Here is a 12861-nt window from a genome sequence, read left to right on the forward strand (position 1 = left end):
TGACGAGGAGAACCCGATGACCATTCCAGACATCAAGAAAAACTGCGAAGCCAAGATGGAGCAATCCATTGCCGCTTTCAAAAACAACCTGACACGTATCCGTACGGGCCGCGCCAACCCTGCCTTGCTCGATACCATCCACGTTGACTACTACGGCTCACTGGTCCCCCTGTCCCAAGTAGCCAACGTGTCGTTGATGGATGCGCGCACAATCAGCGTGCAACCCTGGGAAAAAAGCATGGCTGCCAAGATCGAAAAGGCCATTCGAGAAAGTGAGTTGGGTTTGAACCCCGCTTCTTTGGGTGAGTTGATCCGTGTGCCCATGCCTGCGATGAGCGAGGAACGCCGCAAGGAAATGACCAAATTGGCCCGCACCGAAGGTGAGAACGCCAAGATTGCAATTCGCAATCTGCGTCGCGATGCCAATGAGTCGGTCAAAAAATTGGTCAAGGACAAGGAAGTTTCTGAGGACGATCAAAAGCGGGCCGAGGCGGACGTCCAAAAATTGACCGACAAGCGCATGACAGAAATTGACCAATTGGTGACTGCCAAAGAACAAGAGATCATGGCTGTTTGAGTTTGAATCCCGTGCCGTGGCCACCCACGGTCTGACAGGCCGCCCCCTTGGCGGCCTTTTTTTCTGGAGAAACCATGCTCAAGCAACGAGTGATCACCGCGCTGATTTTGCTGGCTTTGCTGTTACCCGCCTTGTTTGCCACCAACCCATGGCCCTTCATGGGTTTGACGGTGGTGCTGATTGCGGCAGGGGCTTGGGAATGGGGGCGATTGAACCAAATGCCCGTTTGGATCACCTGGGCAGGGGCCTTGATCTGCTTGATGGCTTGCGCTTTGGCTGTGCAAATGGGATGGGTTCTGCACACCCCAGCCTGGGTGTGGCTGATGGCTGGGGCGTTGTGGGTGCTTTTGGGCTGCTGGATGATTCAGCGGGGCGTGACCGGATGGGGCCTTTGGCCGTCCATTGGGCGCTGGGTGGGGGGGCTCGTTCTTTTGGCCTTGGCTTGGGTCGCCATGGTGCAAGCCCATCAACGGGGCGTCAACTTTTTGTTGTCAGTGTTGGTCCTGGTTTGGGCGGCCGATGTGTTTGCCTATTTCTCTGGCAAAGCGGTGGGCGGTCGCTGGATCAAAAAGAAGCTGGCGGTGAGCATCAGTCCGGGCAAAAGCTGGGAAGGTGTTTTGGGTGGCATGCTCGGCGTTTTGCTGGTGGCTGGGGTCTGGGTGGGCCTGGATCGCCGCTTGGGAGGGTCTGAGTTGAGTTTTTATTCTTTGTTATGGGCCAAAGGCTGGTGGTTTGCGCTGCCCGCTTTGTTGTTCATGGCGGCCATGAGTGTGGTGGGTGATTTGGTGGAGTCTTTGGTCAAGCGAAGTGCCGGCATGAAAGACAGCTCGGGCTTGTTGCCGGGTCATGGCGGTGTCCTGGATCGCGTCGATGCCTTGCTGCCGACCTTGCCTTTGGCGATGATGTTGCTTATTTGGATTTGAACTGAGAGCGCACAACATGCCAACACCTCAACGCATCACCATCTTGGGCTCGACGGGCTCGATTGGCAAAAACACATTGGATGTTTTGGCTCGCCATCCAGAAAAGTTTTCGGTATTTGCCCTGACCGCATCCACCCAGGTGGATGTCATGCTGCGGCAATGCGCACTGTTCAAACCCGAAGTGGCCGTCATGGTCCATGAAGATGCGGCTCGGCTGTTGGCTGAAAAAATCAAGGCCGAAGGCTTGCAGACCGAGGTTCGTTGGGGCGCTGCTGCCTTGGATGTCGTGGCCAGTGCGCCGCAGGTGGATGCGGTCATGGCTGCGATTGTCGGGGCAGCGGGTTTGTCGCCGTGTTTGGCCGCTGCGCGTGCTGGAAAGCGGTTGTTGCTGGCCAACAAAGAGGCCTTGGTGGTCGGCGGTGAGGTTTTTTTGTCGGCTGTTCGCGAGGGGGGGGCCGTGCTCTTGCCCATCGACAGCGAGCACTCTGCCATTTTTCAGTCTTTACCAGAAGACCCGGCCACATGGTCAAGACGGGTGGATCGGATTATTTTGACGGCATCGGGTGGGCCATTTCGCGGTCGTGATCCTGCCACGTTCAAAGATGTCACGCCAGAGCAGGCCTGCGCGCACCCGAATTGGGTGATGGGGCGCAAAATTTCAGTCGACTCGGCCACCATGATGAACAAGGCCTTGGAGGTCATTGAGGCGCGTTACTTGTTCGGTCTTGAACCGGACCAGCTCAAGGTGGTCATCCACCCGCAAAGCGTGATCCATTCGATGGTGCAATTCAAAGACAACTCCGTGGTGGCTCAGTTGGGTACGCCCGATATGCGGGTCCCAATTGCCTATGGACTGAGTTGGCCCGAGCGCATCGAGTCGGGCGCAGCAGCCTTGGATTTTCATGCTTTGGCGGCCATGACCTTTGAAGCGATGGAGGGCCATGGTCATCCTGAGCGGTTCCCGGGTTTGCGCTTGGCGTGGGCTACGTTGAAGGGGGTACCCGGCAGCTGTGCGGTGCTCAATGCCGCCAATGAAATTGCGGTGGAGGCATTTTTGAATCGGCAAATTCGCTTTGATCAAATCCACCACGTCAATGAAGCCACGCTCAATGCAGTGACCTCAGCGCGCCCGCAAAACCTGTCAGATTTGCTCGACATTGACCGACGCAGCCGCGAAGCTGCCAGATTTTCAGTTTCGATGGTCTCTTGACCGGTATGGGTCAGTTAGAGCGCACTTTTCAACCGCAATGGATTGGTTTGTGGGGTGTATTATCTTGGTTTCATTCGCGCGTTGTTTTGACACCGTGTGTGTGGGTGGATTTGCCGTGTTGAATGATCCGATTGAGGTCCACTGCTGTGTTTTCAAATAGGCAAAAGGTGACGATTCCTTGGGGATATGGCGCCTTTGACCTTTTAATGGTTACCCCATGAATTTTTCTAACATTCGATCACGCCTTCATCCGGCTGCCTTGACCTTGGCAGCGTCATTGGCCGTTGCCATGCCTGCCTGGGCCGTTGATCCTTTCACTGTGCGCGATATCCGAGTCGAGGGTCTGCAGCGCATCGAATCAGGGACGGTGTTTGCATCATTGCCTTTTAGGGTGGGTGATCAGTATTCCGACGAAGCCGGGGCCGCTGCTATCCGAGCCTTGTTCGCTTTGGGTCTTTTCAAGGACGTGCGTTTGGAAACGCAGGGCGATATTTTGGTGGTGGTGGTTGAGGAGCGGCCTTCGGTGGCCGTGGTTGAGTTCATCGGTCTCAAAGAATTTGACAAGGACGTTTTGATCAAGGCGCTCAAAGATGTGGGACTCGCTGAAGGGCGTCCTTATGACAAAGCTTTGGCCGACAAAGCAGAGCAAGAGCTCAAGCGTCAGTACATCAGCCGCAGCTTGTATGGTGCGGAAGTGGTCAGCACGGCCACGCCTGTGGATCGCAACCGTGTGAATCTCAGCTTCACCATCACGGAGGGCGGGCCTGCCAAAATCAAGCAAATTCAGATTGTGGGCAACAAGGCTTTTTCGGAGTCTGAACTGCGCGACCAATTCAATTTGGACACGGGTGGTTGGATGAGTTGGTACACCAAGTCTGACCGCTATGCCCGCTCTAAACTCAATGCTGATTTGGAAGCCTTGCGTTCCTTCTACCTGTCCCGGGGTTTTTTGGAGTTTCGCATCGACTCCACGCAAGTGGCCATTTCCCCCGATAAGCAGGAAATGGCCATCACCATCAACGTGACCGAGGGGGAGCGATTTGTTGTTTCAGGCGTCAAGTTGGAGGGCAACTACCTGAACAAAGACGATGAGTTCAGAGCCTTGGTCAAAATAGGCCTCGGTAAACCTTACAACGCGGAAACAGTCGCGGAGACCACCAAGGCCTTCACCGATTATTTTGGCTCCTTTGGTTTTGCGTTTGCCCGTGTGGACGTCAAACCTGAAATTGACCGCGCAACCAACCGGGTTCAATTTGTGTTGTCGGCCGAGCCCTCTCGGCGCGCGTATGTCCGGAGGATCTTGGTGGCGGGCAACAACCGCACGCGTGATGAAGTGATCCGCCGCGAGTTTCGCCAGTTTGAAGCAGCCTGGTATGACGGCGACAAGATACGCTTGTCTCGGGACAGGGTGGACCGTTTGGGGTTTTTCACCAGTGTCAATGTGGAGACTTCTGAAATACCAGGCGCACCCGATCAAGTCGACTTGGTCTTCACCGTGACGGAAAAACCAACCGGCAGCATTTCTTTGGGAGCAGGTTTTTCGTCTGCTGAAAAAGTGACCTTGAGCTTTGGTATTCGCCAAGAAAACGCCTTTGGTTCGGGGAACTATTTGGCTGTGGAGGTCAACACCAGCAAGTACAACCGCAATTTGGTGTTGAGCACGACTGACCCCTATTTCACGCAGACCGGTATATCCCGAACCTTGGATGTCTTTCAGCGCACGACACGCCCCTATTTGGGGGACATCAATTCCTACAGTTTGATCAATTCGGGCTTGGGTCTGCGTTTTGGCGTGCCTGTGACCGAGACCGACACTGTTTTTGTGGGTGCCAATGCTGAGCAGACCCAAATCAAGGCTGGAACGGGCTTGCCTTTCGCGTATCAGGCTTACGCGACAGAGTTTGGGGCAACCAGTACCGCCATTCCGCTCACCTTGGGATGGGCCAGAGATGGACGTGACAGCGCACTGGTGCCGTCTAAGGGCAATTTTCAGCGTCTCAACGCAGACCTGAGCTTGGCGGGTGATGTGCGGTATTTCCGCACCAATTACCAATATCAGCAATATTTTCCGCTGACCAAAAAATACACCTTGGCCTTGAACGCTGATTTGGGATGGGGGCAAGGCATGAAAGGCCAGCCATTCCCGATTTTCAAGAATTTTTATGTGGGTGGCTTGGGCAGTGTGCGTGGCTTTGAGCAATCGACATTGGGGCCAAGTGCGCCCACCATTGAAAACGTCCCCACATCGCCACTGGTCTACCTGGGGGGGCCTAAGAAAATGGTGTTCAACGCAGAATTTTTAATGCCATTCCCAGGCGCTGGCAATGACAAAACCCTTCGGCTTTATGGCTTTACTGACGTGGGCAGTGCTTTTGGTGATTCGGAAAAAGTATCGCTGAGCGCCTTGCGTGCGTCTGCCGGTATTGGTTTGAGCTGGATTTCACCCATGGGGCCTTTGCGCTTCTCTTATGCCACGCCTGTTCGTCAACTGTCAGGCGATAAAATCCAGAAACTGCAATTTCAGATCGGTACATCCTTCTAATGAAAACGATTCGTAAAAACCTTCTCATCGCTCTTTTGGCGGGTGCGTCAGCGGCCACAGGTTTGGTTCAAGCGCAGGACTTCAAAGTGGGTATCGTCAACACCGACCGTATCCTGCGTGACTCCAATGTGGCCAAGGCGGCGCAAAGCAAGTTGGAATCCGAGTTTTTAAAGCGCGAAAAAGACCTGAACGAAGCCATCAGCACCTTCAAAAGCTCGGCCGAAAAGTTTGAGCGTGACGCACCGACCTTGTCGGAGACCCAGCGTCTGGCCAAACAAAAGCAGTTGATTGAGCAGGACCGTGATTTGAAACGGCGTCAACGCGAGTTTCAAGAAGACTTGGGCGCTCGCAAGAACGAAGAAAATCAGATGTTGTTTGAAAAAGCGGGGCGCGCTGTCAAGCAAGTGGCCGAATCCGAAAAGTACGATTTGGTCTTGCAAGACGCAGCTTACTTCAATCCCAAGCACGACATCACTGAAAAAGTCATCAAGGTACTCAACGCCTCGGTGGGTAAATAACGGGCTTGCTGCCTGTTTGTCACTGTGTCACTGACCCTGGGCGCTATCGTTGAAACTTTGGGCGGGCGTTTGTTGGGTGCTCCCGATACGACCGTCTCCGGTTTGGCACCTTTGCAGAGTGCCACACCCGGTCAGATCAGTTTTCTGAGTCAAGCCCGCTACCAGAGCCATCTGGCCAATAGCCTGGCTGCTTGTGTGATCGTGAGTCCGGCGCTGGAGGCGCTGGTGAGCCAGCGTCCTGCGGCCATCATCACCGATGACCCTTATTTGTACTTTGCTCGACTGACCCGTTTGTGGAAACGTACTTTTCACACGAACCCTGGTCCGCGCATTCACCCCAGTGCGGTGATCGATCCCGAGGCCCGAATCGCTGAGGATGCCGTGATCGGTCCTTTGTGTGTCATCGAGCGCGGCGCCGAGATTGGCCCTCAAACCTGGCTGAAATCCCGCGTGACGGTGGGTGAAGATTGCAAAATTGGGGCACGTTGTTTGGTGCATTCGGGTGTGGTCATTGGTGCAGACGGTTTTGGGTTTGCACCCCACCAAGGCGAGTGGGAAAAAATAGAGCAACTGGGTGCTGTTCGCATCGGCAATGATGTTGAAATCGGTGCCAACACCTGTATTGACCGTGGTGCTTTGGAAGACACCGTCATCGAAGACGGTGTCAAGCTCGACAACCTCATCCAGATTGGGCACAACGTACACGTGGGCCAGCACACGGCCATGGCGGGGTGCGTGGGTGTGGCTGGCAGCGCCAAGATTGGTGCCCATTGCACTGTGGGTGGCGGTGCGGTGGTGCTGGGACATTTGACGTTGGCTGACCATGTTCACATTTCAGCCGCTTCGGTGGTCACGCGATCCATTGCCCAGCCCGGTCATTACACAGGCATGTTTCCACTGGACAGCAATGCCAATTGGGAAAAAAACGCGGCCACCCTCAAACAACTGTCCCGTTTGCGTGAACGCATCAAAGCCCTCGAGGCGGACATTCAAAACAACAAGGAAAATTGACCATGATGGACATTCACAAAATTCTCAAGCAGCTGCCACACCGCTACCCTTTTTTGCTGGTGGACCGCGTGCTGGAAATTGAAAAAGGCGTACGCATCAAAGCCTTGAAAAACGTCACGATCAACGAGCCTTTTTTCACGGGGCACTTCCCCCACCGCCCAGTGATGCCAGGCGTCTTGATGTTGGAGGCATTGGCCCAAGCGGCCGCTTTGCTGTCTTTTGACACCTTGGATGCCGCGCCCGATGACAACACGGTTTATTACTTCGCCGGAATCGATGGGGCACGTTTCAAAAGGCCGGTGGAGCCGGGTGATCAGTTGACTTTGGAAGTCCAGCTCGACCGCATGAAGGCCGGCATTTTCAAGTTCAAAGCGCAGGCCAAAGTGGGGGACGAATTGGCTTGTGAGGCCGAGTTGATGTGCACGATGCGCAAAATTGCGTGAGGATCTATGGCGACTATTCACACTACCGCTTTGGTCGATCCGGCCGCCCAGCTCGACAGCTCCGTGACCGTTGGACCCTACACCATCATCGGACCGAACGTGGTGATTGGTGCAGGCTCCACGGTGGGCTCGCATTGCACGATCGAGGGCCACACCACCCTAGGCCAAAACAACCACATCCACAGTTACACCTCCTTGGGTGCTGCGCCGCAGGATAAGAAGTACGCCGGTGAGCCCACCCGTTTGGTGATTGGCAACGGCAACACCATTCGTGAGTTCTGCACCTTCAATGCCGGCACCGTCAACGGTGGCGGTGTGACCCAAGTGGGGGACGACAACCTGTTCATGGCGTATGTCCATTTGGCGCACGATTGCCAGATTGGCAGCCACACGATTTTTGCCAACAACGCGCAATTGGCCGGTCACGTGGTGGTGGGCGACTGGGTCATTTTGGGCGGCTTCACGGTGGTGCGCCAGTTCTTGCGGCTGGGGGCGCACAGCTTCACGGCCATGTGCACGTTGCTGTTTGCCGACCTCCCGCCTTACGTGACGTGCCAAGGCCAGCCAGCTTCTGCGCGGACCGTCAATGCTGAAGGATTGCGTCGGCGGGGCTATTCGCCCGCCAGAATTGCCGCTGTGCGGGCCATGCACAAAGCCCTGTACCGAGAAAATCTGACGCTGGAAGCGGCCAAAGAGCGTATCCTGAACATCGCCCAGGACAAGCCCGAAGTTCAGGCCGATGTCACCATGATGCTGGACTTTTTGTCGGGCGTTTCGCCCAAAGTGGGCATTGTGCGTTCGCGCCGCCGCTCGGCAGATTGAACAACCCAAGGGCCAGACTTTCTTGGCTCGAGCATGAAAGGAGGGCCCAGTGGCCCTGTTGCGTTGCGCCGTGATTGGCGTTGGTTATCTGGGCAAGTTCCATGCTCAAAAGTACGCCAAAATTCCCGAGTGTCAGCTCGTCGCGGTCGTGGACAGTCGGCAAGAACAAGCCGAGGCTGTTGCCGGACCGTTGGGTTGTGCGGCACTGACGGATTACCGTGCCTTGATGGGTCAAGTCGATGCGGTCAGCATTGTGGTGCCCACGCAAGGTCACTACGAGGTGTGCGCCCAATTTCTGCGTGCTGGCGTGCATGTCTTGGTCGAAAAACCCATGACCACCACCCTGGAGCAGGCCGATGAATTGATCCAACTGGCTCAACAGAACCGCTGCGTGTTGGCTGTGGGCCATCTGGAGCGATTCAACCCCGCCGCTTTGGCCTTGGAGCCCCTGCTTTCCAACCCACGGTTCATAGACAGCTCGCGCTTGGCCCCGTTCAAGCCCCGCGCCACTGATGTGAGCGTGTTGCTCGATTTGATGATCCACGATGTGGACTTGATTTTGTCGTTGGTCGACAGCGAGTTGGAAAGCGTTGAGTGTTCGGGTGCCCGTGTGTTGACGTCTGACATCGATATCGCCAATGCCCGAATTCGGTTTGCCAACGGTTGTGTGGCCAACGTGACCGCCAGCCGGGTGAGTGCCAAGAGCGAGCGAAAAATGCGGGTCTTTCAAGAAAAAGCATGCCATTCGCTGGATTTTCAGGCCCGCACTTTGACCTCTTACCGGGGGGCCACCTCGCCCTTGGCCGATGCTGAGCAGGCCATTGAAAAACACGAGCAGTCCTTGGGGGAAGCCGATCCCTTGTTTTCCGAAATTTTTGATTTTGTCGAGAGCATTCAAAATCGCCGCCCCCCCAAAGTCAGCGGGGAGGCTGGACGGCGGGCACTGCAAGCTGTTCAGCGCATCACTGAAGCCACCCGCCTCATCTCTTGATCTTCACATTTAAGCCTGTTTGAAAGGTACCCCATGCCCATCCCAATGGTTGATCTGGTTGCGCAATACCGCGATCTCCAGTCCCAGCTTGAACCCGCTTTTTTGAGCGCCTTGACCGCAGCCCAATTTATTTTGGGTCCGAATGTTCAAGCTTTTGAAAAAGAGGCTGCCGAGTATTTGGGCGTGGCCCATGCCATCACCTGCGCCAATGGCACCGATGCTTTGCATCTGGCCTTGCTGGCAGCAGATGTTGGTCCGGGAGACGAAGTCATCACTTCGCCCTTCACCTTCATTGCCACGGCCGAGGCGATTGCCTATGTTGGGGCCAAAGCCGTCTTTGTGGACATTGATCCGCGCACGTTCAACCTCGACGTTGCACAGGCCCGCCGTGCGATCACCCCCAAAACGAAAGCATTGCTGCCTGTGCATTTGTTTGGACAGCCTGCTGACCTGGCCCCTCTCATGGCTTTGGCACAAGAGCAGGGTCTGCAGCTGGTGGAGGATTGTGCGCAGTCCTTCGGCGCCGACATCGGTGGCCGCAAAACTGGCGCCATGGGCGATGTGGCTGCTTTCAGCTTCTTTCCTAGCAAAAATTTGGGCTGTTACGGGGATGGTGGCATGGTGACCACGCAGTCCGACGCCATGGCTGAGAAACTGCGCATGCTGCGCAACCATGGCAGCAAAGTTCGCTATTACCACGACATCATTGGCTACAACAGCCGCTTGGATGAGCTGCAGGCGGTGGTGTTGCGCGCCAAGCTGCCGCTGATTGACCATTACAACCAAGAGCGTCGCCGCGTGGCCCATCGCTACACAGCCGGTTTGGCTGGACTGGGTCTGCAAACGCCTTTCGAAGACGGCGTGGGCTTGCACGTTTATCACCAGTACACCCTGTTAACAGAGGACCGTGCGACCATCCAGCAGGCCTTGACCGCGCAACAAATCGCCAGCGCCGTGTACTACCCCGTTCCTTTGCACCAGCAAAAAGTTTTTGCCTCGATCGCGGCGGGAGCGAGTTTCCCAGTGACCGAGTCGGTGGCCGCGCGCTGCCTGTCTTTGCCGATCTACCCTGAGCTGAGCAACGAGGCCATCGACCAGGTGTGCGGCGTGATTCGGCAAGCGTTGTCGGCTTGATGGCGAATGCACCGATCTCATCGACCCTGAACATGCCCGATCTGCGCGTGAGCATGGTGGCGGCTGAGCGTTCGGGCGACATGCTGGCCGCCTTGTTGTTGCAAGGCATGCACAAAACCTGGCCGCTCTTGCGCGCCTCAGGCATCGGTGGACCCCTGATGAATGCGACCGGTTTTGTGTCGAATTGGTCATGCGACGAGTTGTCGGTGCGCGGATTGGTGGAGGCGCTGTGGCGTTATCGTCACATCCACGGCATCCGTCAAGCGTTGATTCAGAATTTGCTTGACGCTCCGCCTCACCTCTATGTGGGGGTGGACGCTTCTGACTTCAACTTGCCCGTGGAGCGCTTGTTGCGGCAAAAGGGCGTTCCCACCGTTCAGTTGGTGTGCCCCTCCATTTGGGCGTGGCGACCCGAGCGGGTGCAAAAAATCCGCGACAGCGTGGACCACGTGCTGTGCATTTACCCTTTTGAGCCTGAGTTGTTGGCGCAACACGGGATCGCTGGTACCTTCGTTGGTCACCCGGTGGCGGATGTCATTGCACTGGAGCCTGACCGATCACAAGCGCGTCTCGCCTTAGGCCTGCCTTCAGAGGCCACCATCGTGGCCTTGCTTCCGGGCAGCAGACCCTCCGAAGTCAAAGGATTGGCCATCCCGTTTCTACAAGCGGCCCAGCAGATGCTCAAGCAGCGGCCAGGATTGCAATTTGTATTGCCCACACACGAGCTCTTAAGGCCCATGATTGAGGCGGCGTTGGTTCAAACGGGCATGCTGGCTCACGTGCACTTGGTGATGGGGCGCTCGCACGAAGTGCAGGCCGCTTGTGATGTGGCGCTGGTGGCCAGTGGAACCGCGACGCTGGAGACGGCATTGCACAAGCGTCCCATGGTCATCGCGTACAAAATGCAATGGCTCTCGTGGCAAATCGCCAACCGACAGCGCTTGCTGCCTTGGATTGGTTTGCCCAATATATTGTGCAACGACGGCCTGGTGCCCGAGTTCTTGCAAGAGCAGGTTCAGCCCAAAGCGCTGGCCGATGCCGTTTTGCGTTGGCTGGACGATCCGGTTTCAGTCGCCAAAATCCAGCGGCGTTTTGCCGACCTGCACCTTCAATTGCGTCGGGATATGCCGACGCTGGCGACCCATGCGATCCAAAAAGTCATTGCCGCTTGAGCAAACCACCTTGAATTGGGCCAGCGAAGGCCTCACGGCCGGCGTGGATGAGGCCGGGCGAGGGCCTTTGGCGGGTCCCGTGGTGGCTGCGGCCGTGATTCTTGACGATTTGAACCCCATCCGAGGTTTGAATGACTCGAAACAACTGTCGGCCAAGCGGCGTGAGGCATTGTTTGACGAAATTCGTGCCCATGCCCTGTGTTTTTCTATTGCTCAAGCGAGTGTGCAAGAAATTGACCAACTCAACATCTTGCAAGCCACCATGCTGGCCATGAAGCGGGCGGTGCAAGCATTGCGGCTGCCCCCCAAGCTGGTGTTGGTGGACGGTAACCGTTTGCCGACCTTGTCCGTTCGGGCGGAAGCCATTGTGCAAGGTGACGCTTTGGTGCCCGCCATCTCAGCGGCCTCTATTTTGGCCAAGGTGTACCGTGATCGGCTCTGCGCTGAACTGCATCTGCGTTATCCAGCCTATGGATTTGACCAACACAAAGGCTACGGCACGGCGCAGCACTTGGCCGCATTGCAAGCACACGGCCCGGCAGATTGCCACAGAATGACGTTTGGCCCAGTGGCCAGGAGTGCGCGATGAAGTCGATCACCTCGCGAGACAACCCCCAAGTCAAGCTTTGGAAGCGTTTGGCCCAAGAGACCACCGCCTACCGAAAAACGGAGCAATTTTGGCTGGAAGGCGATCACCTCTGCCGTGCTGCCATCGAGCGCGGTGTGCGGCCCTTACAGGTGGTGATGACCGAGTCCTTTCAAGTCGAACAGGGTGAAAAGTGGATGGATTTGACCGATCAGGTCTTTGTCTTACCGGACGCCTTGTTTGACAGTTTGAGCGGTTTGGAGTCCCCAGCTCGTATGGGCTTTGTGGTGGCCTGGGGGGCTGAAAAACAAGTTTTGCCCGATCAGCCCACCGTGGTGTTGGACCGTTTGCAAGACGCTGGCAATGTAGGAGCCATCTTGCGCTGCGCTTCGGCTTTTGGTTACCGCCAGGTTCTGGCGGTCAAAGGCACCGCAGCCCTGTGGTCCCCCAAGGTCCTCAGAGCAGGTATGGGTGCACATTTCGGCCTGAAATTGCTTGAATCCGTCGGTGAGTCTGACGTGGCGGCTTTGCAAGTGCCCATATTGACGACCAGTTCGCACGAAGGACCTTTTTTGCATGAAATGCTCCGCCGTGGGGATTTGCCCAGTCCTTGTGCTTGGGTTTTTGGGCATGAAGGGCAGGGCGTGAGCGAAGCCCTGATGGCCATGGCTCGGCATTCCGTTCGCATCGCTCAGCCAGGTGGCGAAGAGTCATTGAACGTGGCCACGGCTGCTGCCATTTGTTTGCACGCCAGTGCATCGGTTGGACTGTGATACTTTTGCCTGTACAGCCAGGGTGTTGAGACCTGATGGGTCAGGGTTTTCAAGTGGTCCTCAGCTATAATGGTGGGCTTTCCCGCATCAACCCGTACGCCACAGTCCATCCCAGGCCCAATCCTCTAACAAGCAGCCAAAAAGAGATCGCATCTCTGA

Annotated in this window: 13 protein-coding genes; all 13 read left to right on the forward strand. The window is 56.2% G+C overall.

Annotated features, from left to right (window positions below):
• Positions 1-16: 16 nt before the first annotated feature.
• The 13 genes from frr to ACHEXK_RS05780 all read left to right on the forward strand — a co-directional run bounded on the left by frr (position 17) and on the right by ACHEXK_RS05780 (position 12702).
• Positions 17-577, forward strand: a complete 561-nt coding sequence (frr, locus tag ACHEXK_RS05720) for a ribosome recycling factor (protein ID WP_416548413.1) — start codon at positions 17-19, stop codon at positions 575-577.
• A gap of 74 nt (positions 578-651) precedes the next feature.
• A complete protein-coding gene (locus tag ACHEXK_RS05725; protein ID WP_416548414.1) occupies positions 652-1500 on the forward strand; it encodes a phosphatidate cytidylyltransferase in 849 nt (282 codons plus the stop codon).
• Positions 1501-1516: 16 nt separating this feature from the next.
• The gene (gene dxr, locus ACHEXK_RS05730; RefSeq protein WP_416548415.1) at positions 1517-2710 is read left to right on the forward strand and encodes a 1-deoxy-D-xylulose-5-phosphate reductoisomerase; all 1194 of its coding nucleotides are present in this window, start codon (positions 1517-1519) and stop codon (positions 2708-2710) included.
• Positions 2711-2927: 217 nt separating this feature from the next.
• Entirely contained in the window at positions 2928-5252 is a 2325-nt protein-coding gene (gene bamA, locus ACHEXK_RS05735; RefSeq protein ID WP_416548416.1) for an outer membrane protein assembly factor BamA, read from the forward strand.
• The gene (locus tag ACHEXK_RS05740; protein WP_416548417.1) at positions 5252-5770 is read left to right on the forward strand and encodes an OmpH family outer membrane protein; all 519 of its coding nucleotides are present in this window, start codon (positions 5252-5254) and stop codon (positions 5768-5770) included. The genes bamA and ACHEXK_RS05740 overlap by 1 nt, the downstream gene beginning before the upstream one ends.
• A 24-nt stretch (positions 5771-5794) precedes the next feature.
• Complete coding sequence (gene lpxD / locus ACHEXK_RS05745; RefSeq protein ID WP_416548418.1) at positions 5795-6781, forward strand: UDP-3-O-(3-hydroxymyristoyl)glucosamine N-acyltransferase; 987 nt, start codon at positions 5795-5797, stop codon at positions 6779-6781.
• Positions 6782-6783: 2 nt separating this feature from the next.
• Positions 6784-7224 carry a 3-hydroxyacyl-ACP dehydratase FabZ gene (fabZ, locus tag ACHEXK_RS05750; RefSeq protein WP_416548419.1) on the forward strand — a complete coding sequence of 147 codons (441 nt, stop codon included), beginning with the start codon at positions 6784-6786 and terminating at the stop codon, positions 7222-7224.
• A 6-nt stretch (positions 7225-7230) separates the two neighbouring features.
• Positions 7231-8046, forward strand: a complete 816-nt coding sequence (lpxA, locus tag ACHEXK_RS05755) for an acyl-ACP--UDP-N-acetylglucosamine O-acyltransferase (RefSeq protein WP_416548420.1) — start codon at positions 7231-7233, stop codon at positions 8044-8046.
• A 49-nt stretch (positions 8047-8095) separates the two neighbouring features.
• Positions 8096-9037, forward strand: a complete 942-nt coding sequence (locus ACHEXK_RS05760; RefSeq protein ID WP_416548421.1) for a Gfo/Idh/MocA family protein — start codon at positions 8096-8098, stop codon at positions 9035-9037.
• Between the two features lie 33 nt (positions 9038-9070).
• The gene (locus ACHEXK_RS05765) at positions 9071-10171 is read left to right on the forward strand and encodes a DegT/DnrJ/EryC1/StrS family aminotransferase (protein ID WP_416548422.1); all 1101 of its coding nucleotides are present in this window, start codon (positions 9071-9073) and stop codon (positions 10169-10171) included.
• Positions 10171-11343: a lipid-A-disaccharide synthase gene (gene lpxB / locus ACHEXK_RS05770; RefSeq protein WP_416548423.1), complete on the forward strand. Its 1173-nt coding sequence runs from the start codon at positions 10171-10173 to the stop codon at positions 11341-11343. The genes ACHEXK_RS05765 and lpxB overlap by 1 nt, the downstream gene beginning before the upstream one ends.
• Positions 11315-11932, forward strand: coding sequence for a ribonuclease HII (gene rnhB, locus ACHEXK_RS05775; protein ID WP_416548424.1), 618 nt, complete (start codon positions 11315-11317; stop codon positions 11930-11932). The genes lpxB and rnhB overlap by 29 nt, the downstream gene beginning before the upstream one ends.
• On the forward strand, positions 11929-12702 hold the full coding sequence (locus tag ACHEXK_RS05780; RefSeq protein ID WP_416548425.1) for a TrmH family RNA methyltransferase: 774 nt from the start codon (positions 11929-11931) through the stop codon (positions 12700-12702). The genes rnhB and ACHEXK_RS05780 overlap by 4 nt, the downstream gene beginning before the upstream one ends.
• Positions 12703-12861 lie beyond the last annotated feature (159 nt).

Origin of the sequence: Limnohabitans sp. DCL3 (assembly GCF_048019295.1) — a bacterium.
Lineage (GTDB): Bacteria > Pseudomonadota > Gammaproteobacteria > Burkholderiales > Burkholderiaceae_C > Limnohabitans_A.